Genomic DNA, 21,807 nt, shown 5'->3' on the forward strand with positions numbered 1-21,807 from the left:
CTTCCAGAAAATAATTAGCCCCACATAGTAAACAAGCACACCTGCCTTAATGCGCCGCCGCCCGCTCCTTGAGCGTCTCCATCACGTGCCGCGTCATGCTGGCCGCCAGTTCCTGCTCGCCGACGAACACCTTGCCGCCGGTATCCTCGCGCAGCAGCGCGGCCTCGCCCTCGTTATGCGAGCGCACCACCACCTTGACCGCGGGGTTGAGCATGCGCGCGATCTCCACCATCCGGCGCACGTGGAAGGTGTCGGGCGTGGCGATTACCAAGAGGGCCGCATGCGTGATGTGGGCCTGGATCAGCACCGCCGGCTCGGCGGCATTGCCGGCCACCGCCGGGATGCCGCGCCCGCGCAGCTGCTCGACGACCTCGCGGTTCTGCTCCGCCACCACGAAGTGCACGCCGCGCGCCACCAGGTCGTCGGCGATGCGGCGGCCGACGCGGCCGAAGCCCACCAGCACCACCTGGCCGCTCAGCTTCTCGCGCTCGGTCTCCATCGGCAGCTCGGCCAGCGGGTCGGCCGGACGCTCCAGCTTGCGGGCCAGCTCCGGCTTGGATTGCAGCCACTTCTCCAGCGGCGCGGCCAGGCTGAACATCAGCGGGTTGACCGCGATCGAGATGATGGCGCCCGCCAGGATCAGGTTCTGGCCCAGGCTGGGGAGCAGTTCGAGCTGCATGCCCAGCGCCGCCAGGATGAAGGAGAATTCGCCGATCTGGGCCAACGAGGCGGAGACCGTGACGGCGGTGTTGATCGGATAGCGCAGCGCCAGCACCAGCACGAAGGCGGCGATCGATTTGCCGAACAGGATGATCGCCACGGTCGCCAGCACTTCCAGCGGATACTGCACCAGCACCATCGGGTCGAACAGCATGCCGACCGAGACGAAGAACAGCACCGAGAAGGCGTCGCGCAGCGGCAGCGATTCTTCCGCCGCGCGGTGGCTCAGCTCGGACTCGCGCAGCACCATGCCCGCGAAGAAGGCGCCCAGCGCGAACGACACGCCGAACAGTGCCGACGAAGCGAAGGCGATGCCGACCGCTGCGGCGATCACGGACAGCGTGAACAGCTCGCGTGAATTGGTCTTGGCGACCCGCCACAGGAACCACGGGAAGATCTTGCGCCCGACCACCAGCATGAAGGCGACGAAGGCGCCCACCTGCAGCAGGGTCTTGCCCAGCGCCGGCCACAGCTCGGCGCCGGCGTCGCCCTTGCCGCCGAGCGGACCGGCCAGGGCCGGCAACATCACCAGCACCAGCACCATCACCAGGTCCTCGACCACCAGCCAGCCCACCGCGATGCGGCCGTTCATGGAATCGAGCACGCCGCGCGCCTCGAGAGCGCGCAGCAGCACCACGGTACTGGCCACCGACAGCGCCAGGCCGAACACCAGTCCCGCACCCAGGCCCCAGCCCCACCAGTGGGCCAGGCCGATGCCCATCACCGTGGCCACGCCGATCTGCAGCAGCGCGCCGGGCAGGGCGATCTTCTTCACGTCGAGCAGGTCGCCCAGCGAGAAGTGCAGGCCCACGCCGAACATCAGCAACATCACCCCGATCTCCGCCAATTGGGAAGCCAGCGCTACGTCCGCGACGAAACCCGGTGTGGCGGGGCCGATCAGGACGCCGGCGGCGAGGTAGCCGACCAGCGCAGGCAGTTTCAGGCGTATGGCGAGCATGCCGAACACGAGGCCGAAGCCCAGCGCGGCTGCAATGGTGGTGATCAGACTGAGTTCATGGTGCATCCGTGCGGCCTCCGTGGCAGGTTGACAAGCCTTCCAGTATACGCGACGGAGGGTCGCTCATCGGTATTTTTTACGGGCGACTTTGCGCCAGTTGGCAGCAAATCACGGCACGCTTGCGAGCGATAGCAGCACTTTGTGCAGGGATGCGCGCACCGCGGCGTACTGCTCCGGACGCGCCACGCGGTCCAGCCGGAACAGCATCAGCCCCTGGATCTGGGCCACGACCAGCACCGCGCGTTCCATGTATTGCTCCTCGGTGATGGCCGGGTTCAGGCCCTGGATCAGGCCATACACCGCCTTGCGCTCGCGCCCCATCATCTTGCCCATCAGGCCGGACGCGAAGGGATGGCGCGAGGCCAGCGCCCAGATCTCGAAGAAGATCGCATGCATGGTGGGCTCGGTGATCTCGTCGAGGAACATGTCGACCGTGCTGAGGAAGCGCTCCACCTGCGGCCGGCCGGCCATCGCCACCGCGATCCGGTCCATCTTGGCCTGGAACTCGTCCATCGTGGTCAGGAGCAGGGCTTCGAGCAACTGCTCCTTGCTGCCGTAGTAATGCTGCAGGTTCGACAGGCTCATGCCGGCTTCCTGGGCCACGCGTCGCATCGTCAGCCCGGCATAGCCCTCGGCGGCCAGCAGGCGGCGCGCCACCAGCAGGATCTCGACCGCGCGCCCAAAACCCTTTTCGGTCGTGGTGGAGGCCTTGTTGCGCAAGGCGTTATCGATCGAATCGTCGGAAATGGGAGGCATCGCACGATTATCGCAGAGGCATACCGCTAATGGTACGACTGACCTATAATTGATCAATAGTAGGTCGCTCGACCTAATCAAGAATACGGAGACGTAATGAGGAAAGTGTACGTGAGCGGTGTGGGAATGATCCCCTTCGCCAAGCCGGGCGCGAGCAGCCCCTACCACGAGATGGGCGCGCAGGCGGCGCGCGCCGCGCTGGAAGATGCCGGCGTCGTCTACGACCAGGTGGAGCAGGCCTATGCGGGCTACGTCTACGGCGACTCGACCAGCGGCCAGAAGGCCCTGTACGCGGTCGGCATGAGCGGCATCCCCATCGTCAACGTCAACAACAACTGCTCGACCGGCTCGACCGCGCTGTTCCTCGGACGCCAGGCGATCGCCAGCGGCGCCGCCGAGTGCGTGCTGGTGCTCGGCTTCGAGCAGATGAGCCCCGGAGCCCTCGGCTCGGTGTTCACCGACCGCCCGACGCCCTTCGACGCCTTCGACGAAGTCACCGACCGCCTGGTCGGCAAGCCGGACATCCCGCTGGCGCTGCGCTACTTCGGCGGCGCGGGCCTGGCGCACATGGACAAATACGGCACGCCGCTCGAAGCCTTTGCCCGCATCCGCGCCAAGGCCAGCCGCCACGCCGTGAACAATCCGCTGGCGCTGTTCCGCAAGGAAGTCACGGCCCAGGACGTACTCGATGCCCCCGCGATCTGGCCGGGCGTGATGACGCGCCTGATGGCCTGCCCGCCGACCTGCGGCGCCGCGGCGGCGCTGCTGGTGTCGGGCGAGTTCGCGCTGCGCCACGGCCTGCGCCACGACGTCCACATCGCCGCGCAGGCCATGACCACCGACCGCCCGAACACCTTCGAGGCCGGCGACATGATGCGCCTGGTCGGCTACGACATGAGCCGCGCCGCCGCGCAAAACGTCTACGAGCAGTCCGGCCTGGGCCCGGAAGACCTGGACGTGGTCGAGCTGCACGACTGCTTCGCGCACAACGAACTGATCACCTACGAAGCCCTGGGCCTGTGCCCGGAAGGCGGCGCCGACAAGTTCATCCGCGAGGGCGACAACACCTATGGCGGGCGGGTCGTCACCAACCCCTCCGGCGGCCTGCTCTCGAAAGGACACCCGCTGGGCGCCACCGGCCTGGCCCAGTGCTACGAGCTGACCCATCAGCTGCGCGGCAGCGCACAGGCGCGCCAGGTCGAGGGCGCGCGGGTGGCGCTGCAGCACAACCTGGGCCTGGGCGGCGCCTGTGTCGTCACCATGTACCGCAACGGCTGAGGGGGCGCGCATGGATATCACGTCCCCCTGGATGAACGAGGAACTGCACGCGTTTCGCGACGCCGTGCGCCGCTTCGTGGCTGGCGAGATCACGCCGCACCAGCAGACCTGGCGGGAGCAGCAGCACGTCGACCGCGACCTGTGGCGCAAGGCCGGCGAGATGGGCCTGCTGCTGGCCGACATCCCGGAAGAATACGGCGGCGCCGGCGGCAGCTTCGCCCACATGGCGGTGGTGTTCGAAGAGCTGTCCTATGGCGGCGATACGGCCTTTGGGATCCACGTCCACGCCATCGTCGCGCACTACCTGCTGAACCAGGGCACCGAGGAGCAGAAGCGGACATACCTGCCGCGCCTGGCCAGCGGCGAGATGATCGCGGCGATCGCCATGAGCGAGCCGGGCGCCGGCTCGGACCTGAAAGGCATCCGTACGACGGCCGTGCGCGGCCGGGATGGCTACCGCGTGAGCGGCTCCAAGACCTTCATCTCGAACGGCTACATGGCCGACCTGATCCTGGTGGTGGCCAAGACCGACCCGGCCGCCGGGGCCAAGGGTGTGTCCCTGCTGCTGCTGGAAACCAGGGACAACCCGGGCTTTCGCGTCGGCCGCATCCTGGAGAAGGTGGGGCAGAAGGGCCAGGACACCTGCGAGCTGTTCTTCGACGAAGCCCACGTCCCCTTGGCGAACGTGCTGGGAGGCGAGGAGGGCAGGGGCTTCGCCCAGCTCATGACCGAGCTGCCCTACGAGCGCACCATCCTCGGGGTGTGCGGCGTGGCCGCCATCGAGCGCGCCCTGCAGCTCACGGTCGAGCACACGCGCGAGCGCAAGGCCTTCGGCCAGGCCCTGATCGAGATGCAGAACACCCGCTTCGTGCTGGCCGAGATCAAGACCGAGGCGACCGTTGCGCGCATCTTCATCGACCGCTGCATCGAAGACATGCTGGCCGGGCGCATGGACACCGTGCGCGCCTCGATGGCGAAATACTGGATCTCGGACCTGCAGTGCAAGGTGGTGGACCAGTGCGTGCAGCTGTTCGGCGGCTACGGCTACATGCTGGAATACCCGATCGCCCAGATGTACGTGGACGCCAGGGTCCAGCGCATCTATGGCGGCGCCAACGAGATCATGAAAGAAATCATCGCCCGTTCTCTCTGAAGGAGCTTGAAAACATGACGGGACCATTGTCAGGAGTGCGGGTCGTCGAGATGGTGGGCATCGGCCCCTGCCCGTTCGCCGCGATGATGCTGGCGGACATGGGGGCGGAGGTGATCCGCATCGACAGGAAGGCCGGGGCCAGTCGCGGCGCGGACACGCCCTACCCGGTGCTGGGCACGCGCCACGACGTGATGGCGCGCGGGCGCCGCTCGCTGGCGCTCGACCTCAAGAATGCGGCCGGGCGCTGCGCGGCGATGAAGCTGATCGAACGGGCCGACGTGCTGCTGGAAGGCTTCCGGCCGGGTGTGATGGAGCGCCTCGGGCTGGGCCCGGACGACTGCCTGGAGCGCAACCCGAAGCTGGTGTATGGCCGCGTCACCGGCTGGGGCCAGACCGGGCCGCTGGCACAGGCGGCGGGGCACGACATCAATTACGTCGCCCTGTCGGGCATGCTGTACTCGACCGGGCGGGCCGACAGCCCACCGCCGCCGCCGCTGAACCTGGTGGGCGACTTCGGCGGCGGCGGCATGATGCTGGCTTTCGGTGTCGTCTGCGCGGTGCTGGAGGCGCGCAAGTCGGGGCAGGGCCAGGTGGTGGATGCCGCCATGACCGACGGCGCAGCGCTGCTCGGCGCCATGATGTACGGCCTGCGCAGCGCAGGCAGCTGGAGCGGCCAGCGCGAAGGCAACCTGCTCGACGGCGGCGCGCCGTTCTACGACACCTATGCCTGCGCCGACGGCAAGTTCATTTCGATCGGCGCCATCGAGCCGCAGTTCTTCGCCACCCTGTTGAAACTCACGGGCCAGGTCGATCCGCTGTTCACCAAGCGCTGGAACAAGGCGCACTGGCCCGAGCTGCAGGAGCGTTTCGCGGAGCTGTTCCTCACCAAGACGCGCGACGAATGGTGCCGCCTGCTGGAGGGCACCGAGGTGTGCTTCGCGCCTGTGCTCGACCTGATCGAGGCGCCGCGCCACCCGCATAACGCGGCGCGCGGCACCTTCGTGGAAATCGACGGCGTCACCCAGCCGGCGCCGGCGCCGCGCTTCAGCCGCACGGCAACTGCCACCCCCGGCGCGCCGAGCAGCCCGGGGGCGGATAGCGAGGCGATCCTGGCGGACTGGGGTTTCACTCAACAGTCAATCGAAGCGCTGAGAAAGGGCGAAGTCATATAGCATTCGTGGGGTGGACGGCATGACCCCGGAGCCTATGACGAAAGAAGCCGAACTGCGGCGATCGAAAATGCTCGCGCTCGCGTTTTTCGCGGGCGCGGCCTTGCTGTTCGTGCTGACCCTGTTCCTTCCCCAGAACTGGTGGACCGGCCTGCTGCGCGCCTTTTCCGAAGCCGCCATGGTCGGCGCCCTGGCCGACTGGTTCGCGGTGGTGGCGCTGTTCAAGCGCGTGCCGATCCCGATCGTCTCGCGCCACACCGAGATCATCCCGAAGAACAAGGAGCGCATCGCCGACAACCTGGGGCGCTTCGTGCACGAGAAATTCCTCGACACCGAATCGATCGTCAGGCTGATCCAGCGCCACGACCCGGTGCAGAAGGTGGCCGACTGGCTGGTCAAGCCCGCCAATACCGAGCTGCTGGGCCAGCACCTGGTGCGGGTGGGCGTCTGGCTGCTCGACTTCATCGAGGACAGCGCGGTCCAGGGTTTCATCCGGCGCGCCGTGCACGCCATGGTGAACAGCGTCGACCTGTCGAAGTCGGCCGGCACCATCCTCGAGAGCCTGACCCGCAACGGGCGCCACCAGGAACTGCTCAACGAAGGCATCACCCAGCTGGCGCGCCTGCTCGACAACGCCGACACCCAGGCCACGATCTCGCAGGGCATCGTCGACTGGCTCAAGGAAGACTATGCCTTCATCGAAAGCATGCTGCCGTCCGAGCTGATCGGACGCAAGGGCGCCGGCCTGGCCGTGCGGCTCGCCTCCGGCATCCTGAACAAGGTCGCAGCCGATCCCTCCCACCCCTTGCGCGAGCGTTTCGACAAGTTCACCCAGGAGTTCATCGAGCGCCTGAAGGCCGACCCGTCCTTCGCAGGCAAGGCGGACGAGATCAAGGCCTACCTGCTGGGCGACGAGACGCTCAACGGCTACCTCGCCACCCTGTGGAGCGACCTGAAGGACTGGGTCAAGCGGGACCTGCAGAGCGAGGAGTCGAGCCTGCGCCGGCGCCTGGTGGCGACCGGCGCCTGGGTCGGCAAGGTGCTGGCCGAGGATCCCCAGCTGCGCGCCTCCCTGAGCGACAACCTGGAATCGGCGGCGCGCGGCATCGCCCCAGAGTTCGCGGGCTTCCTGACGCGCCACATCGCCGATACGGTGAAACAGTGGGACGATCGCGAGATGTCCGAGCAAATCGAACTCAACATCGGCAAGGACTTGCAGTACATTCGCATCAACGGCACCATCGTCGGTGGCCTGATCGGCGTCACCCTGTACCTGCTGTCACAGGCGCCGGCGCTGTTTTGACCGAACGGTAAAAGAGAGGGTCGCATGGAACAACTCGCACTGAACGCCTGGCTGGCCGCCAACCCTGAGGTCGTCCAGATTCCCGGCCGCGACCTGTTCATCATCGCCAGGTACCTGGTCCCGATGGAAGCGACGCTGGCCCAGGGCTGCCTGGTCGCGGCCGGCATCCCGGCCGTGCTGGCGGACGCCCACCTGATGCAGACCGATCTGCTGCTGGCGCCGGCGCTGGGCGGGGTGCGCATCCTGGTGCCATCCGACTACCTGCAGCAGGCCGGCGCGGTGCTGGAAGGCCTGGCGCGCGGCGACTATGCGCTGGACGAGTCCTTTACTGCCGAGTAGTCCCTGGCTGCTCAGCCAGGATGCTGCGCCTTGCGCGCTTTGCGGCGCCTGCGCCACCACGTCGAAGCCATCGCTGCACCGGTGAAGGCGGTGACGAGCCCGATTTCCCGCGATCCGCCAAGGCTGCCAACGACGTACCCAATGATAAAAGCCGAGAACGTCACGAGCAGCAGGATCTTGGCGAATTCGATGCATGCACTGCGGAAGGATGATTGATGATTGCTCATTTTTATCTTCTTTTCAGGATCACTCGATCCGTATCACTATATCAGCCTGCCAAGCAGGAAATTTCACCAATTCACACGGGGATCTGCAGCCACGATCCGGACGCGTTCTTTATGGCCGAGTAGCTTGGCGCCGGGCGTGAACTACCGAACGTATGGAAGGCAAACAGGAGCGTAGGCTAGAGCCCGTGGACCATCCCACCATCGACAGGAGAACCATCATGCCTCAAGGTGATAAATCGTCCTATACGGACAAGCAGAAGCGGCAGGCCCAGCATATCGAGCAGGGCTACGAGAAGAAGGGCGTGCCGAAGAAGGAAGCCGAGCGGCGCGCCTGGGCCACCGAGAACAAGATCTCGGGTGGCGGCAAGAAGCACTGACGACCTTGATAAGCAAAACGGCCCGGTTCGCGAGAACCGGGCCGCTTCTGTCTGGTGGTGATAGGTGGACTTGAACCACCGACCCCAGCATTATGAGTGCTGTGCTCTAACCAACTGAGCTATATCACCGAAAAGGGTCACCGCAAGGCGGTAAAACAAAATGGCCTGACCCTGCGAGCCAAGCCATCCGTTTGGAATTCTGTGGTGGTGATAGGTGGACTTGAACCACCGACCCCAGCATTATGAGTGCTGTGCTCTAACCAACTGAGCTATATCACCGCAACGGCAGGCATTATCGATGCCGGCGCGCCGCCTGTCAAGGCTGGACGCCGATCTGCGACGCAAAAATCTCGCGCCAATGTCATTTTTCCAACTGAGCCAGGCGATCCATCAGCTCGCCCGTCGGGTCCGTACCCAAGCAGTCTATCACGATCCGCTCCGGCATCGCGCGCAGCCAGGTGATCTGGCGCTTGGCCAGTTGGCGCGTGGCGATGATGCCCAGTTCGCGCAGTTCCGCGCGGTCGATCTTGCCATCTAAGTAGTCCCAGGTCTGGCGGTAGCCGACGCAGCGGATCGACGGTAGGGCAGGCGTCAGGTCGCCGCGCGCACGCAGGCGCGCCACTTCCGCCACCAGCCCTTCGTCGTCGCGCCCGCCCAGCATGGCGTCGAAGCGCTGCGCGATGCGCCCGTGCAGCACGGCGCGGTCCGAGGGCTCCAGCGCGAACGAGATCAAGTCAAACGGCAGCTCGGGCTTCTCGCGCTTGCCCAGCAGTTCGGACATCGGCTTGCCGGTCAGGGCGATGATCTCCAGCGCGCGGTTGATGCGCTGCGCGTCCTTGGGCTTCAGGCGCTCGGCAGTCACGGGGTCGAGCGTGCGTAACTTTGCATGCATGCCGGGCCAGCCGATGCTGGCTGCTTCCGCATCGAGCTGCGCGCGCAGGGCCGGGTCGGCGGTCGGCAGCTCGTCCAGGCTGTCGGTCAGGCCCTTAAAGTACATCATGGTGCCGCCCACCAGCAGGGGCAGGGCGCCGCGCGCGCTGATCTCGCCCACCAGGCGGATCGCATCTTCGCGGAACTGCATCACCGAATAGGCTTCCAGCGGGTCGATGATGTCGATCAGGTGGTGCGGCACGGCCGCCAGCTCCTCGGGACTCGGCTTGGCGGTGCCGATGTCCATGCCGCGGTAGACCAGGGCCGAGTCGACCGAGATGATCTCGACGGGACGGGTCCTGGCGATCGCCAGCGCGGCCGCGGTCTTGCCGGACGCGGTCGGGCCCATGATGGCCACGGCCATCGGTTTCTTGTTGCTCATCTTGATTACTGCCCGCGCAGGAAGAGTTTGTCGAGTGCCGAGATTTCGAGCTGGACCCAGGTCGGGCGGCCGTGGTTGCACTGGTCGGAGCGCTCGGTGATCTCCATCTGGCGCAGCAGGGCGTTCATCTCCTGCACAGAAAGGATACGGTTGGCACGCACCGCCGTGTGACAGGCGAGGGTGCCGAGCAGCTCGTTGCGGCGCTCGATCAGCACGCGCGAGCCGCCGAATTCGCGCACGTCGCGCAGCACGTCGCGCGCCAGCGTCTGGGCGTCGGCGTTCTTCAGGAGGGTCGGCACGGTGCGCACCGCCAGCGTGGTGGGCGACAGCGCGGCGATGTCGAAGCCGAGCGTCTTCAGGGTCTCCGCGTGGTCCTGGGCGGTCGCCACCTCGATGGCGTCGGCGTAGAAGGTCACCGGGATCAGGAGCTGTTGCACCTGCAGTTCTTCGCCCTCGGCGCGCGCGTCCAGCGCGTTCTTGATCTGCTCGTACAGGATGCGTTCATGGGCCGCGTGCATGTCGACCAGCACCAGGCCCTTGGTGTTCTGGGCGAGGATGTAGATGCCGTGCAGCTGGGCCAGGGCGAAACCGAGCGGGAAGTCCTCGTTCGACAGCGGGCGCTCGGAGCTCGACAAGGGCACGCCGACCGGCGTCTCGGCCCTGGCCGGTCCGCCGGCGGCGAACAGGGCGCCGTAGGATTCGGTGCGCTGCGCCACGCCGCCAGTGCTCGGTTGCGGGCGCGGATCGTCCCAGCGGCTGCCCGGCGCGAAGGGCGAGGGCGAGAAGCTCGGCGCGAGCTGCGCACCGAAGGAGGTCTGCTCGTGCGGGCGCGGCGCCCATACCGGGGTGCCGGTGGGTTTCACCTCAGCCGCGGAAATCGGCGCCGGCGCGCTGCCGTGGGCGGTGGCCGAGGTCTGGGCCAGGGTGCGCTGCACCGCGTGGAACACGAACTGGTGCACCGCGCGGCTGTCGCGGAAGCGCACCTCGATCTTCGACGGGTGGACGTTGACGTCGACCAGCGCCGGATCGAGGTCGAGCGACAGCACGTAGCAGGGGAAGCGGTCGCCGTGCAGCACGTCCTGGTAGGCCGCGCGCACCGCGTGCACCAGCAGCTTGTCGCGCACGAAACGCCCGTTCACGTAGAAGAACTGGCCGTCGGCGCGCGCCTTGGAGGCGGTCGGCAGGCCGACGTAGCCGTGCAGGCGCAGCGGGCCGGCGGATTCGTCCAGCGCCAGGCGCGCCTCGGCGAAGTCGTTGCCGAGGATCTGGCCGCTGCGCTTGGCCGCTTCGCTCACGTTCCAGTGGTCGATGGTGCGGCCGTTGTGCGTCAGGCTGAACGAGACGTCCGGGCGCGACAGCGCGATGCGGCGCACGACTTCGGCGCAGTGGCCGTATTCGGTCTGCTCGGACTTCAGGAACTTGCGGCGCGCCGGGGTATTGAAGTACAGGTCCTGCACGTCGATGGTGGTGCCGAACGCGCCCGAGGATGGGGCCACCGTGCCCTCGTGCGAGCCGACGATTTCATAGGCGTGGGCGGCGTTCGGCGTGCGCGAGGTGATGCGCACCGCAGCCACCGAGGCGATCGACGCCAGCGCCTCGCCGCGAAAGCCCAGCGTCCCGACGTGTTCGAGGTCGTGCAGCGAGGCGATCTTTGAGGTGGCATGGCGCGCCAGCGCCAACGGCAGCTGGTCGGGCTCGATGCCGCGCCCGTTGTCGGTGATGGCGATGCGCTTGACGCCGCCTTCTTCCAGGCGCACGGTGATCTGGGTCGCGCCCGCGTCGAGGGCGTTTTCCAGCAGCTCCTTGACCACGGCAGATGGCCGCTCGACCACTTCGCCGGCGGCGATCTGGGAGATGAGCTGGTCGGGGAGTTGCTGGATCGGGCGATGGGTGGGAGCGGGCGCGTTCATCGCCAAATTATATCCCGCCTACTTCTGCTCCCGCACCGGAATCGGCGCATTGCACAGGTCGATCTTGCCGGCCGCGACCTTGGTCCAGGGGCCGCCGCGGTTGCGCTGCGCCTCGACCACGGCCTGCCAGGTGGCGCTGTCGGTGCGCATCACCTCCAGCTTGCTGCGCTCGGCTTCCGGCACGTCGGCCGCCAGGCGCACCAGCTTGAGCGGCATGCGCTGCTCGGGCTTCTCGTAGAAGCCGGCGGCACCCGTGCCGCGCGGCTGGCTGGAGAGCAGCGGCATGCCCTGCACGACCCGGCCCACCACGGTGATGTTGCGGTCGAGGTGGCGCGGCGCGTGGCCGGTGACGACGTACAGCTGCGAGCCATTGCCGGTGTCAGAACCGGTGTCGCGCGCCACGCCGATCATCGCGGGACAGTGCACCAGCCAGGTCTGGCCGCTGCTTGGGTCGCGCGCGGCCGGGAAGCCTTCTACGTGTCCGACCTGGGGCGCGTAGACGTCGCCGTCCTTCAGCCGGGTGAAGCTGCCGGCAGCCTTGATCGGCGCGGTGAACTCGGCCTTGATGGTCCTGGCGGCCTTGAACGGTTTCGGGTTTTCCTCGTCCGGGTCGCCCCACTGCACCACGAAGCCGTCCTGCGAGCGGATGATGAACAGGTCGTCGAAGTACTTCTCGCGCACGAGGGCGCGGATGTTGGCGGCGGTATTCGGTGCAAAGCTCGGAGCCAGTTCGATGACCACGCGTCCGGTCGGCAGGTCCATGTACAGCGTGTTTTCCGGGTCCAGCGCGCGCCAGTCGGCCGGCTTGGATGCCTTGACCACGTCGGCCAGCGCGGGCTTCGGCGGCAACTCTTTTTCAGGCTTGGCAGGGGCGGCGCCGGCGCTGCCGGCGGCCAGCAGGGCCAGGGCGGCGAGGGCCAGGCGTGATGCGTTGAACGAAGCGGTCATGCGGTCTCCAGGTGTGTTATCCGTTGCTTATCCCGGCGATTGTGCGGGAATGTGGTCGGAAGGTAAAGCCGTCCGGATGCTGCCGCATGCCGGGAGGGTAACTGGTGGTATGATGCGCGGCTAACCTCTAGGAAGATGATGGATCTGATGCAGTTATTCGACATGCTCCTGCATGTCGACAGGACGCTGGGCGCGCTCCTGGCCCAGTACGGAACCTATGTTTACATCGTGCTGTTCGCGATCGTGTTTTGCGAAACCGGACTGGTCCTGTTCTTCTTCCTCCCCGGCGACACCCTGCTGTTCATCGCGGGCGCTTTCTGCGCCACCGGCCAGATGAACTTCGCGCTCCTGATGACGCTCCTGATCGTGGCCGCGGTGACGGGCAATACCGTGAACTACTACGTGGGGCGGGCCATCGGCCAGCGCGTGTTTACGCACAACTACCGCTGGATCAACAAGGATGCGCTGCGCCGCACCCATGACTTTTTCGAGAAGCACGGCGGCAAGACCATCATCGTGGCGCGCTTCGTGCCGGTGGTGCGCAGCTTCGCGCCCCTGGTGGCCGGCGTGTCCGAGATGACGCTGGCCCGCTTCCAGCTGTTCAACGTGACCGGGGCTGTGCTGTGGGTGGGTAGCCTGGTCACTGCCGGCTACCTGTTCGGCAATGTCCCGGTGGTGAAGGAGCACCTGACCGAAATCGTGCTGGTCGGCATTTCGGCGGCGATGGTGCCGCTGGCGATCGGCGGCCTGTATAAATTCGGCCGCAACATGCTGAGCCGGTAAAGACAAAGGCTTGTCATCCTTGCAGCGCCCCGATTTTTCGGGGCGTTCTTGTTCCAGCGCGCTCAAGTTTACCGCGCTTATTGCCGATAAGCATGAGGACAGACACTCCCTGGATTCTCATGCGCCACCTCATCGCCCTGTTGGCTTGCAGCCTTGTCATGGCTTCCGCAAGCGCGAGCGACCCCGCTCCCAAGCCCGCCGATGGCAAGACGGCCACCGTCAAGGCCATTCTCGAAGGCAAGCCCGTCCCCGGCTCGGTCAAGCCGGACATGAAGGCCCTGGCCGCCGCCGCGGATGCCCGTAGCGCCGCGGCGGCCCGCCCGGCGCCGGCTGCCGCCGACGAAGAACAGTCGGAAGTCGACCTGTCGGTGCGCATCGCCGAGCGCCTGGCCCAGTTGCGCGAGCAGCAGGCGGCCCGCGCCGCCGCGGCCGCCAGGGCGCGCAAGGCGGCCGAAGCCAAGCGCCGCAAGGAAGCCGAAGCTGCGATCGCCGCCGCCAACAAGCCGAAGAACGGCACCCACTGGAGCTACGAAGGCGAGTACGGCCCGGCCAACTGGTCGAACATCAACTCGAACTGGGCCAAGTGCAATACCGGCAAGCGCCAGTCGCCGATCGACCTGCGCGACGGCATCAAGGTCGACCTCGAGCAGATCGCTTTCGACTACCGTCCGAGCTCGTTCAGCGAGATCGACAACGGCCACACCATCCAGGTGACGGTCGGCGGCGGTAACTTCCTCACGGTCGGCAACATGGCCTACGAGCTGCAGCAGTTCCACTTCCATCGTCCGTCGGAAGAGCGCATCAACGGCAAGGGCACCGAAATGGTGATCCACCTGGTGCACCGCAGCTATGAAGGCAAGCTGCTGGTGCTGGCCGTGCTGCTCGAGCGCGGCAAGGCCAATTCCCTGATCCAGACGGTGTGGAACCACCTGCCGCTGGAAAAGCACCAGACCGTGTCGCCCTCGATCCTGATCGACCCGAGCGAGGCGCTGCCGGAAAAGCGCGAGTACTTCACCTACATGGGTTCCTTGACCGAGCCGCCGTGCACCGAAGACGTGCTGTGGATCGTGATGAAGCAGACCATGCAGGCGTCGCCGGCGCAGATGGCGCTGTTCTCGCGCCTGTATCCGCTCAATGCGCGGCCGATCCAGCAGAGTAACGGCAGGATGATCAAGGAGTCGAACTGACGGTCGTTTGGTCTGTACGTACGCAAAATTGGGTTCCCGCCTTCGCGGGAACGACGGTCTCTGGGTTAACAGTACAAACGACTTCAACGATAACTCATGCACGTCATTCCCGCGAAGGCGGGAATCCAAGTACGTCGCGCTCCACCAGCGCAAAAAGAAGCCCGGCATCACCGGGCTTCTTCATTTCAGCTGACGCGGTAGGTCCCGGTCCAGGACTGCCCCGCCTCCAGTGTCACCGGATCGAGCACGGCCGGCTCGATGCACACGAAGCGCTTGTACTCGCCGTTTTCCATGTCCGGCAGCGCCGCCGCATCCACTGCGCCCGGGTTCCACACCACCGCATCGGTAAAGCCGCTTTGTTCCAGCACCAGCGTTCCCGTGCTGGTGGCCAGCTGGGCGCGCCCCGCCACGTGCGGATACACCTCGTCGAGCTTGTCGATGATCGAGATCTCGTCCGAGGAGATGCCCTCGATGCGCACCTCGCACACGTCCGGCACCTGGTGGTAGGTATGCAGCGCCGCCGCGAAGGGGAAGGGGGCGGCGCCCAGGTTGCGCACGGTGAGCGTCATGTCCAGTTCGTTGGCGCGCACCGCCACGCGCAGGCACAGGGCAAAGGTGTGCGGCCAGGCGTCGGCCAGGGTGGTGGGCAGGTCGCCCGCCGCCAGGTCGAAGCTGGCCCAGGCTGCATTGTCTTCCAGGCCGCTGTCTTCGAGGCGCCAGTTGCTCACGCGCGCAAAGCCGTGGCGCATGCCCTTGCCGCGTTCGGCGAACTGCGGAAAGATCACCGGCACGCCGCCGCGCAGCGCCTTGCTGCCGTCGAGCACCGATTTCTCGCTCATGAACATGCGTTCCCGGCCGTCCGCGCCCTTCCAGGAAACCAGGTGGGCGCCATACAGGGTGATGGTGGCTTCGGCGCCGTCCGGCGCCTGGATCCGGATCGCGGGCAGTTGCCCGTAGGTGGTGTGGGTGGCGAGGGTCATGGTCAGCTAAGGGTCAGGTCTGGCGGCTCTTGGCCATTGGCGGGTTGTCGGCGAAATAGCGCTTGATGCCATTGGTGATGGCCTCGGCCAGCTGGTTCTGGTAGCCTTCGTCGCGAAGCTTGGCTTCTTCCTGCGGGTTCGAGATGAATGCAGTTTCCACCAGAATCGACGGAATGTCAGGCGCCTTCAGCACTGCGAAGCCGGCCTGTTCGACCGAGGCCTTGTGCAGGCGGTTGATGCCGCCGATTTCGCTCAGGACGGCCTTGCCGAGCTTGAGGCTGTCGTTGATCTGGGCCGTGGTCGACAGGTCGAGCAGCACGCTTGCGATCTGCTTGTCCCGCACCGCGAAGTTGGCGCCGCCGATCAGGTCGGCCCGGTTCTGGCCGTCCGCCAGCCAGCGCGCCGCGCTCGAGCTGGCGCCCTTTTCGGACAGCACGAACACCGAGGAGCCGCGCGCGGTCGGCGAGATCCAGGCATCCGCGTGGATCGACACGAACAGGTCGGCCTGCACCTTGCGCGCCTTCTGCACGCGCTGGCCGAGCGGCACGAAGTAATCGCCGTCGCGGGTGAGCATGACGCGGGTATTCGGCAACTGCTCGAGCCTGGCCTTCAGGCGCTTGGCCACGGCCAGCACGATGTCCTTCTCGCGGCTGCCGTTGGCGCCGATCGCGCCGGGGTCCTCGCCACCGTGGCCCGGGTCGAGCGCGATGGTGACCATGCGCACCACCTTGGGCGGCGCAGCCTTGGCGCCGGCTTTCGACGGCGTCGGCTGTACCGGCTGCGGCGGCGGGGTGCCGTCCAGGGCCGACATCTCGGATTCCAGCTTGGCGATGGCTTCCGGGACGGCGCCGGTCTGGGCCGGCGGCGCGGCCGGCAGGGGCGAGGCTGGATTGGCGCTGCCGGCAGCCGCCGAGGTCGGCGCCTCGCTGAACCAGTCGCCCTTTTCGATCAGCGCTGCGATCGGATCGACCGGCTTGGTCGGGTAGAGGTCGAAGATCAGGCGGTGCTGGTAGCCGGCCACCGGCGCCAGCGTAAACACTTCCGGCTTGATCTCTTCCTTCAGGTCGAACACCAGGCGCACCACGTTCGGACGGTTCTGGCCGACCCGCACCTGCTTGATGTAGGGGTCGTTCGATTCGATCTTGGCGACCAGGCTCTTCAGGGTGCTGTTCAGGCCCAGCCCGTCGATGTCCACCACCATGCGCGGCGGGTCGGACAGCAGGAAGTGCTCGGTCTTGAGGTTGCTGTCGTTTTCCAGCGTCACGCGCGTGTAGTCGGGTGCGGGCCAGACACGGACGGCCAGGATCTGCGCGGCGCTGGCCGGCAGCGGGGCGATCACGGAAAGCAGCAGCGTCCCGCCGGCCTTGAGCAGGGTGCGGCGGCGCGGCGAACCAGGAATCAGGGAGTCGGTGGCGGGTAGGCGAGGCGGTCGAGACATAGCAGGCCTGGTTGAGTCAACGCCTGCAATTCTACCTCACGGCCGAGACCGCTGACGTCAAGCAAGATTCGAACGTCGGGTGAGGGCAACACCGGCTCGCCTTTTTCGGGCCATTCGACGATGCAGATATTCCTGCCGTCGAAGTCTTCGCGGAAGCCCGCGTCCAGGAATTCTTCGGGGCTCGACATCCGGTACAGGTCGTAGTGGATGATGTTGATTTCCTGGCCATCGACCTGCACGCGGTAGGGTTCGGACAGCGTGTAGGTCGGGCTCTTGACCGTGCCCTTGTGCCCGGCCGCCTGGATCAGGGCGCGGGTGAGCGCCGTCTTGCCTGCGCCGAGGTCGCCGTGCAGGTAGATCACCAGGCCGGGCTGGAGCGCGCGTGCCAGCGCCGCACCCAAGGCGGCGGTCGCGGATTCGTCGGGCAAGTAGGCTTTGAAAGGCTGCATCGAATAAAATAGCGTGTTAAGCGACCGCTGTCGCCATGTTGTTCATCCCGCCATGCTGACATCCCCACCCGACCTGTACGAGCTCGCACGCACCATCAAGGCATGGGGCGCGGAACTCGGTTTCGCCGACGTGCGCATCGCGGACGTCGACCTGGCGCATGCGGAAGCCGGCTTGCAGGCCTGGCTGGACGCCGGCTGCCATGGCGAGATGGATTATATGGCAAGCCACGGCATGAAGCGTGCGCGGCCAAGCGAGCTGGTGCCGGGCACGGTGCGCGCCATCGTCGCGCGCATGGACTACCTGCCGATGTCGCGCGGCGAGGACTGGCGTGCCGAGGAACACGCGCGCCAGCTGAAACCGGGCGCCGCCGTGGTCTCGGTGTACGCGCGCGGCCGCGACTACCACAAGGTGCTGCGCAACCGCCTGCAGGCCCTGGCCGAGAAGGTCAAGGCGGCCGTCGGCGAGCTGGGCTACCGCGTATTCACGGACTCGGCGCCGGTGATGGAACTGCCGCTGGCGGAAAAAGCCGGCCTGGGCTGGCGCGGCAAGCACACGCTGCTGCTGTCGCGCGCGGCCGGCTCCACCTTCTTCATCGGCGAAATCCTGGTCGACCTGCCGCTGCCCGTGGATCCGCCCACCGGCGCCCACTGCGGCGGCTGCCAGGCCTGCATCGAGGTCTGCCCGACCCAGGCCATCCTCGGCCCCGGCCGGCTCGACGCGCGGCGCTGCATTTCCTACCTGACCATCGAGCTCAAGGGCAGCATCCCGGAAGACTTGCGCCCCCTGATCGGCAACCGCATCTACGGCTGCGACGACTGCCAGCTGGCCTGCCCGTGGAACAAGTTCGCGCAGCGCGCGTTGCTACCCGACTTCGACGAGAGGAATGGCCTGGGCGACGCCGGCATGATTGAACTGTTCGGGTGGGAAGAGGAGGAATTCAACCGCCGGATGGAAGGCAGCCCGATCCGGCGTATCGGCCACGAGCGCTGGCTGCGCAACCTGGCGGTGGGGCTGGGCAATGCCGCGGCGAGCGCGGCCGGCAAGGGCGATGCGGCGATTGTGGCCGCTTTACGAGCGCGTACCGGCCACCCTTCAAGCCTGGTGCGCGAGCATGTAACCTGGGCGCTCGCACAGCATGGCGTTTTACTCGATCCGTTTGAGGCGTAGGCCGGACCAGTCGCCGTCGATCGAGATCATCGCCACCGCGGTGATGCCGTTTTCCTTGGCATAGGCATTGATCGAATCGCGGTTGATGTCGGTGGCCTTGGAGGCGGTCTGCTTGAGGTAGGCGATCCACAAGGAACCCTTTTCGCCCAGGCGTTCCTTGGCGATCGGCAGGTACTGCTCGAGCTCCTTGCGGTTGAGCGCGAACATCAGGATCACGTCGAAGGGACCGTCGCCTTCCTGGACGAGCTGCTGCGGCATCTGCGCCGCCACGCCGGGATTGGCTTGTCCGTTAAGGATCAGCATCGATTTCGCCGTCCTCAGGAACATCTTGTCTGCAACTGTTTTTTCGTTCATGAGAATTCCTAAATGCAATAGCTCCGCGATCGCCACAGAATGCAGCGGCCGTGTCGCGTTCCGGTTCATTTTACAAGGCTTCCTTCAAACCGCAGTGACGCTTGCCGCGCGAAAAAGAAGGAGAACGAAGAGCAATTGAGGGCGTGTAGGGTGGGCAGGGGAAAATAGTCCAGTGGACTATTTTCCGCCCACGCGGTGATAAGCAAAGTATTAATTGTGGTAACGGTGCCGGCATAGTCACTTCAGCAGGCCCGCCAGCTCGACCGCCGTCTTGACCTGCATCTTGTCGAAGATATGGGCGCGGTGCACCTCCACCGTGCGCATGCTGATCCCGAGCTTGTCGGCCACCACCTTGTTCATCATGCCGGCCAGGATCAGGTCAAGCACTTCGCGCTCGCGCGCCGACAGGGTCGCCAGGCGCGCCTGCACCGCGGCGGCATCGAGCGCCTTGCGCGAGGCAACCAGCGCTTCCTCGACGCGGTCCATCAGCACGTTGTCGTTGAAGGGTTTTTCGAAGAAATCGAAGGCGCCGCGCTTGAGCGAGTCGACCGCCATCGGCACGTCGCCGTGGCCGGTCAGGAAGATCACGGGCAGGCGCGCACTCAGGCCATTTTTTACCAACTGGTCAAAAACGGCGATGCCGTTCATGCCGGGCATGCGCACGTCCAGCAGCACGCAGTCACCCTGCGCGCCATCGGTGCCGGGGGCGGACGCGCCGACGGCGGCGAGGAATTCTTCGCCGCTGGCGTAGCCGCGCGCTTCCAGGCCGCGCGATTGCGCCAGCCAGGCGAGCGCGTCGCGGATGACGTCTTCATCGTCGACGATGTGCAGCATGTGGTGGGTCTCCGTCCTCGGTATTCTTGATCATCTGCGGCAAGGGTCGCACCCGGATTTTAGCCCAGCGCCCCGCTCGCCGCTTGCGCCGGCAGCGAGAACGTGAAGATGGTGCCGCCGCCGGGGTTCGGCGCATGGGTCAGCGTGCCGCCGTGGAACTCGATCGCAGTGCGGCAGATCGACAGGCCCATGCCCATGCCGTCAAGCTTGGTCGAGTAGAAGGGCGAGAACAGCCCGGCCGCCACCTCCGGCGAGATGCCGTGGCCGCGGTCGATCACCGACACCGACACCATGCCATCGGCGTGGGCAGCGCCGATGCGCAGCACGCGCTGGTCGAGCCGGGTGTCGACCATCGCCTCGATCGCGTTGCGGGTGAGGTTGAGCAGCACCTGCTCCAGCATGACGCGGTCGGCCTCCACCTTCGGCAGTTGCGGCGGCAGCTCGACGCGCAGGATGACGCCGGCCTGGCGCGCCTGCAGCTCGACCAGCGCGCGCACCCCCTCGACCACGCTGGGGATGGTGACCGGCTCGCGGCGCGGCTCGCGCTTCTTCACGAACTCGTGCACGCTGCGGATGATCTGGCCGGCGCGCTGCGCCTGCTGGCGCGCCTGCTCCAGCGCATGCCGCAGCATGCCGGCATTCACCGGTTCGCCCGCCTTGCCGGTGCGTTCGAGCACGTTGAGGGCGCCGGCCGTGTAGCTCGAGATCGCCGCCAGCGGCTGGTTCAGCTCGTGCGCCAGCATCGAGGACATCTCGCCCATGGTGGCCAGGCGCGCGCTGGTTTCCAGCTTTTCCTGCTGCTGGCGGTTGAGCTCTTCGGCGCGCTTGCGGTCGGTGATGTCCTGGATCGAACTCATCCAGCCGGTCTGGCGGCCGTCGGCATCCACCAGCGGCGCCTCGTAGACCAGCACCGGCACGCGCACGCCGTCCGGGCGCTGGAACACGGTCTCGAACTGGGGCGTGATGTTGCCCGACAGGACACCGGCGAAGCGCTCCTCGTACTCGGCCATGACTTCCGGCGCCCAGTAGGGCATCGGTGGCTTCTTGCCGACCAGTTCCTCCGCCGGCAGGCCGACGATCTCGCAGAAGGCCCGGTTCACATAGGTCACACGCCCCTCGAGGTCGCGCGCGCGCAAGCCGGTGATCAGGGAGTTTTCCATCGCGGTACGGAAGGCCATCTGCTGGCGCAGCGCCCGCTCCGCCGCCAGCGTGCGCGAGATGTGGCGCCACAGCGAGCCCAGGCTCAGCACCAGGCCCAGGGCCAGCACGATGACCGAGCCCACCAGCAGGTTCGGCAGCAGCTGGGGCGCGCGCTTGACGCTGTCGGTGGACAGCACCACCAGCGCGCCCGGCAGGTCGAGCTCGCGCCGGTGCGTATACACCCCCCGTCCCGGACCGCCGGCGGCGCGGCGCGCCACCGGGTCGTCCTCGCGGTCGAGCAGGGTCAGGGCGTTGTCCTGGGCGAACCACCAGGGTACGGCTTCGTCGAGCAGGATCTGCAGGCTGTAGGTGGCCACCAGGCTGCCGGCCGGCTTGCCGCCGGCGTACAGCGGCAGGTAGAAGTCGAGCACGCCCGGCGTGGCGTCGCTGGCGCCGTAGGGTTCGCTGTAGCGGCCGCGCCGGGTCGCGCCGGCCACCTGGGCCGCCAGCCGGGTCGGCGCGGGCAGGACGGCGGGCGGTTCCAGGCCGTGGCTGGCCATGACCTTGCCATCGGCGTCATACCAGACGATGCGCACCAGCTCATGGCCGTTCTCGAACATCTGGCGGAAGCGCGCCTGCAATGCCTGCGGGGTGAGCTGTTGCTGCGGCGGTCGCGACACCAGGTCGGCGCCCAGCCCGGCCAGCGCTTCCTCGCTGCGCGCCAGCTCGAAGCGCAGGGTCTGCTCGACCCAGAGCGTGTCGGCGATCAGCTGTTCCTGGCGTTCGGTCTGCTCCATCTGGCGCGCCTGCCAGGGCAGCCAGATCAGCACCGCCAGGAACAGCAGCACCAGCAGGACCGGCACCAGCCAGCGCCAGGAGCGCGCCCGCTGCGCGTCCGGCTGCTGGGTGAAGGGAAATTTCATTAATGCTCCGTACTTCGTTACACTGTCGGGCTATTGTGGAA

General features: G+C 66.7%; 21 protein-coding genes and 2 tRNA genes. 9 read left to right on the forward strand and 14 right to left on the reverse strand.

Annotated features, from left to right (window positions below; translation table 11 throughout):
* Window positions 1-46: 46 nt before the first annotated feature.
* Together YWC_RS0118265 and YWC_RS0118270 are read right to left on the reverse strand one after the other, a co-directional pair.
* The gene (locus YWC_RS0118265; protein WP_027866683.1) at window positions 47-1,744 is read right to left on the reverse strand and encodes a cation:proton antiporter domain-containing protein; all 1,698 of its coding nucleotides are present in this window, start codon (window positions 1,742-1,744) and stop codon (window positions 47-49) included.
* A 102-nt stretch (window positions 1,745-1,846) separates the two neighbouring features.
* Entirely contained in the window at window positions 1,847-2,494 is a 648-nt protein-coding gene (locus tag YWC_RS0118270) for a TetR/AcrR family transcriptional regulator (RefSeq protein ID WP_027866684.1), read from the reverse strand.
* A 96-nt stretch (window positions 2,495-2,590) separates the two neighbouring features.
* On the opposite strand from YWC_RS0118270, the gene YWC_RS0118275 reads away from it, so the two are divergent.
* The 5 genes from YWC_RS0118275 to YWC_RS29955 are packed head-to-tail and all read left to right on the forward strand — an operon-like array spanning window position 2,591 to window position 7,736.
* A complete protein-coding gene (locus YWC_RS0118275) occupies window positions 2,591-3,772 on the forward strand; it encodes a lipid-transfer protein (protein WP_027866685.1) in 1,182 nt (393 codons plus the stop codon).
* Between the two features lie 10 nt (window positions 3,773-3,782).
* On the forward strand, window positions 3,783-4,925 hold the full coding sequence (locus YWC_RS0118280; protein WP_027866686.1) for an acyl-CoA dehydrogenase family protein: 1,143 nt from the start codon (window positions 3,783-3,785) through the stop codon (window positions 4,923-4,925).
* Between the two features lie 14 nt (window positions 4,926-4,939).
* The gene (locus YWC_RS0118285; RefSeq protein WP_027866687.1) at window positions 4,940-6,097 is read left to right on the forward strand and encodes a CaiB/BaiF CoA transferase family protein; all 1,158 of its coding nucleotides are present in this window, start codon (window positions 4,940-4,942) and stop codon (window positions 6,095-6,097) included.
* 34 nt (window positions 6,098-6,131) lie between these two features.
* Window positions 6,132-7,397: a DUF445 domain-containing protein gene (locus YWC_RS0118290; RefSeq protein ID WP_027866688.1), complete on the forward strand. Its 1,266-nt coding sequence runs from the start codon at window positions 6,132-6,134 to the stop codon at window positions 7,395-7,397.
* Window positions 7,398-7,421: 24 nt separating this feature from the next.
* Entirely contained in the window at window positions 7,422-7,736 is a 315-nt protein-coding gene (locus tag YWC_RS29955; RefSeq protein WP_027866689.1) for a putative signal transducing protein, read from the forward strand.
* Between the two features lie 11 nt (window positions 7,737-7,747).
* Here the strand turns inward: YWC_RS29955 and YWC_RS0118300 are convergent, their stop codons facing one another.
* Window positions 7,748-7,963 (reverse strand): hypothetical protein, encoded by a 216-nt coding sequence (locus YWC_RS0118300; RefSeq protein WP_027866690.1) that lies wholly within the window; start codon window positions 7,961-7,963, stop codon window positions 7,748-7,750.
* 218 nt (window positions 7,964-8,181) lie between these two features.
* Here YWC_RS0118300 and YWC_RS33375 point away from each other — a divergent pair, with 218 nt between their 5' ends.
* Window positions 8,182-8,340 (forward strand): hypothetical protein, encoded by a 159-nt coding sequence (locus YWC_RS33375; protein WP_027866691.1) that lies wholly within the window; start codon window positions 8,182-8,184, stop codon window positions 8,338-8,340.
* A 52-nt stretch (window positions 8,341-8,392) separates the two neighbouring features.
* Here YWC_RS33375 and YWC_RS0118310 read toward each other — a convergent pair.
* From YWC_RS0118310 to YWC_RS0118330, 5 genes are all read right to left on the reverse strand, one after another.
* Window positions 8,393-8,469: transfer RNA gene (locus tag YWC_RS0118310), tRNA-Met, on the reverse strand.
* A gap of 73 nt (window positions 8,470-8,542) precedes the next feature.
* Window positions 8,543-8,619 (reverse strand) — tRNA-Met (locus YWC_RS0118315).
* An 82-nt stretch (window positions 8,620-8,701) separates the two neighbouring features.
* A complete protein-coding gene (gene miaA / locus YWC_RS0118320; RefSeq protein ID WP_027866692.1) occupies window positions 8,702-9,652 on the reverse strand; it encodes a tRNA (adenosine(37)-N6)-dimethylallyltransferase MiaA in 951 nt (316 codons plus the stop codon).
* A gap of 5 nt (window positions 9,653-9,657) precedes the next feature.
* Window positions 9,658-11,562 carry a DNA mismatch repair endonuclease MutL gene (gene mutL / locus YWC_RS0118325; RefSeq protein WP_027866693.1) on the reverse strand — a complete coding sequence of 635 codons (1,905 nt, stop codon included), beginning with the start codon at window positions 11,560-11,562 and terminating at the stop codon, window positions 9,658-9,660.
* 18 nt (window positions 11,563-11,580) lie between these two features.
* Window positions 11,581-12,510: a peptidylprolyl isomerase gene (locus YWC_RS0118330; RefSeq protein ID WP_036214955.1), complete on the reverse strand. Its 930-nt coding sequence runs from the start codon at window positions 12,508-12,510 to the stop codon at window positions 11,581-11,583.
* Between the two features lie 138 nt (window positions 12,511-12,648).
* Here YWC_RS0118330 and YWC_RS0118335 point away from each other — a divergent pair, with 138 nt between their 5' ends.
* Window positions 12,649-13,293, forward strand: coding sequence for a VTT domain-containing protein (locus YWC_RS0118335; protein WP_027866695.1), 645 nt, complete (start codon window positions 12,649-12,651; stop codon window positions 13,291-13,293).
* Window positions 13,294-13,412: 119 nt separating this feature from the next.
* Window positions 13,413-14,480, forward strand: a complete 1,068-nt coding sequence (locus tag YWC_RS0118340) for a carbonic anhydrase (protein ID WP_027866696.1) — start codon at window positions 13,413-13,415, stop codon at window positions 14,478-14,480.
* A gap of 185 nt (window positions 14,481-14,665) precedes the next feature.
* On the opposite strand, the gene YWC_RS0118345 is transcribed toward YWC_RS0118340, so the two are convergent.
* The 3 genes from YWC_RS0118345 to tsaE are packed head-to-tail and all read right to left on the reverse strand — an operon-like array spanning window position 14,666 to window position 17,347.
* On the reverse strand, window positions 14,666-15,460 hold the full coding sequence (locus YWC_RS0118345) for a D-hexose-6-phosphate mutarotase (RefSeq protein ID WP_036214956.1): 795 nt from the start codon (window positions 15,458-15,460) through the stop codon (window positions 14,666-14,668).
* Window positions 15,461-15,473: 13 nt separating this feature from the next.
* The gene (locus YWC_RS0118350; protein WP_051306551.1) at window positions 15,474-16,898 is read right to left on the reverse strand and encodes an N-acetylmuramoyl-L-alanine amidase; all 1,425 of its coding nucleotides are present in this window, start codon (window positions 16,896-16,898) and stop codon (window positions 15,474-15,476) included.
* Window positions 16,859-17,347 (reverse strand): tRNA (adenosine(37)-N6)-threonylcarbamoyltransferase complex ATPase subunit type 1 TsaE, encoded by a 489-nt coding sequence (tsaE, locus tag YWC_RS0118355; RefSeq protein ID WP_027866699.1) that lies wholly within the window; start codon window positions 17,345-17,347, stop codon window positions 16,859-16,861. The genes YWC_RS0118350 and tsaE overlap by 40 nt, the downstream gene beginning before the upstream one ends.
* 52 nt (window positions 17,348-17,399) lie before the next feature.
* Here tsaE and queG point away from each other — a divergent pair, with 52 nt between their 5' ends.
* Window positions 17,400-18,515, forward strand: coding sequence for a tRNA epoxyqueuosine(34) reductase QueG (gene queG, locus YWC_RS0118360; protein WP_027866700.1), 1,116 nt, complete (start codon window positions 17,400-17,402; stop codon window positions 18,513-18,515).
* Here the strand turns inward: queG and YWC_RS0118365 are convergent.
* The 3 genes from YWC_RS0118365 to YWC_RS0118375 form a co-directional block, all read right to left on the reverse strand.
* On the reverse strand, window positions 18,492-18,818 hold the full coding sequence (locus YWC_RS0118365; RefSeq protein ID WP_229413135.1) for a DUF3052 family protein: 327 nt from the start codon (window positions 18,816-18,818) through the stop codon (window positions 18,492-18,494). The genes queG and YWC_RS0118365 overlap by 24 nt on opposite strands.
* 288 nt (window positions 18,819-19,106) lie before the next feature.
* Window positions 19,107-19,703, reverse strand: coding sequence for a response regulator transcription factor (locus YWC_RS0118370; protein ID WP_027866702.1), 597 nt, complete (start codon window positions 19,701-19,703; stop codon window positions 19,107-19,109).
* A 59-nt stretch (window positions 19,704-19,762) separates the two neighbouring features.
* Entirely contained in the window at window positions 19,763-21,766 is a 2,004-nt protein-coding gene (locus YWC_RS0118375) for a PAS domain-containing sensor histidine kinase (RefSeq protein WP_027866703.1), read from the reverse strand.
* Window positions 21,767-21,807 lie beyond the last annotated feature (41 nt).

It is taken from the genome of Massilia alkalitolerans DSM 17462 (genome assembly GCF_000427785.1).
Lineage (GTDB): Bacteria > Pseudomonadota > Gammaproteobacteria > Burkholderiales > Burkholderiaceae_D > Telluria > Telluria alkalitolerans.

Bases quoted from the DNA above. Each gene is read 5' to 3' on its own strand.
- YWC_RS0118265 (WP_027866683.1), bottom strand. From the start codon at position 1,744: ATGCACCATGAACTCAGTCTGATCACCACCATTGCAGCCGCGCTGGGC.
- YWC_RS0118270 (WP_027866684.1), bottom strand. From the start codon at position 2,494: ATGCCTCCCATTTCCGACGATTCGATCGATAACGCCTTGCGCAACAAG.
- YWC_RS0118275 (WP_027866685.1), top strand. From the start codon at position 2,591: ATGAGGAAAGTGTACGTGAGCGGTGTGGGAATGATCCCCTTCGCCAAG.
- YWC_RS0118280 (WP_027866686.1), top strand. From the start codon at position 3,783: ATGGATATCACGTCCCCCTGGATGAACGAGGAACTGCACGCGTTTCGC.
- YWC_RS0118285 (WP_027866687.1), top strand. From the start codon at position 4,940: ATGACGGGACCATTGTCAGGAGTGCGGGTCGTCGAGATGGTGGGCATC.
- YWC_RS0118290 (WP_027866688.1), top strand. From the start codon at position 6,132: ATGACGAAAGAAGCCGAACTGCGGCGATCGAAAATGCTCGCGCTCGCG.
- YWC_RS29955 (WP_027866689.1), top strand. From the start codon at position 7,422: ATGGAACAACTCGCACTGAACGCCTGGCTGGCCGCCAACCCTGAGGTC.
- YWC_RS0118300 (WP_027866690.1), bottom strand. From the start codon at position 7,963: ATGAGCAATCATCAATCATCCTTCCGCAGTGCATGCATCGAATTCGCC.
- YWC_RS33375 (WP_027866691.1), top strand. From the start codon at position 8,182: ATGCCTCAAGGTGATAAATCGTCCTATACGGACAAGCAGAAGCGGCAG.
- miaA (WP_027866692.1), bottom strand. From the start codon at position 9,652: ATGAGCAACAAGAAACCGATGGCCGTGGCCATCATGGGCCCGACCGCG.
- mutL (WP_027866693.1), bottom strand. From the start codon at position 11,562: ATGAACGCGCCCGCTCCCACCCATCGCCCGATCCAGCAACTCCCCGAC.
- YWC_RS0118330 (WP_036214955.1), bottom strand. From the start codon at position 12,510: ATGACCGCTTCGTTCAACGCATCACGCCTGGCCCTCGCCGCCCTGGCC.
- YWC_RS0118335 (WP_027866695.1), top strand. From the start codon at position 12,649: ATGGATCTGATGCAGTTATTCGACATGCTCCTGCATGTCGACAGGACG.
- YWC_RS0118340 (WP_027866696.1), top strand. From the start codon at position 13,413: ATGCGCCACCTCATCGCCCTGTTGGCTTGCAGCCTTGTCATGGCTTCC.
- YWC_RS0118345 (WP_036214956.1), bottom strand. From the start codon at position 15,460: ATGACCCTCGCCACCCACACCACCTACGGGCAACTGCCCGCGATCCGG.
- YWC_RS0118350 (WP_051306551.1), bottom strand. From the start codon at position 16,898: ATGTCTCGACCGCCTCGCCTACCCGCCACCGACTCCCTGATTCCTGGT.
- tsaE (WP_027866699.1), bottom strand. From the start codon at position 17,347: ATGCAGCCTTTCAAAGCCTACTTGCCCGACGAATCCGCGACCGCCGCC.
- queG (WP_027866700.1), top strand. From the start codon at position 17,400: ATGCTGACATCCCCACCCGACCTGTACGAGCTCGCACGCACCATCAAG.
- YWC_RS0118365 (WP_229413135.1), bottom strand. From the start codon at position 18,818: ATGCTGATCCTTAACGGACAAGCCAATCCCGGCGTGGCGGCGCAGATG.
- YWC_RS0118370 (WP_027866702.1), bottom strand. From the start codon at position 19,703: ATGCTGCACATCGTCGACGATGAAGACGTCATCCGCGACGCGCTCGCC.
- YWC_RS0118375 (WP_027866703.1), bottom strand. From the start codon at position 21,766: ATGAAATTTCCCTTCACCCAGCAGCCGGACGCGCAGCGGGCGCGCTCC.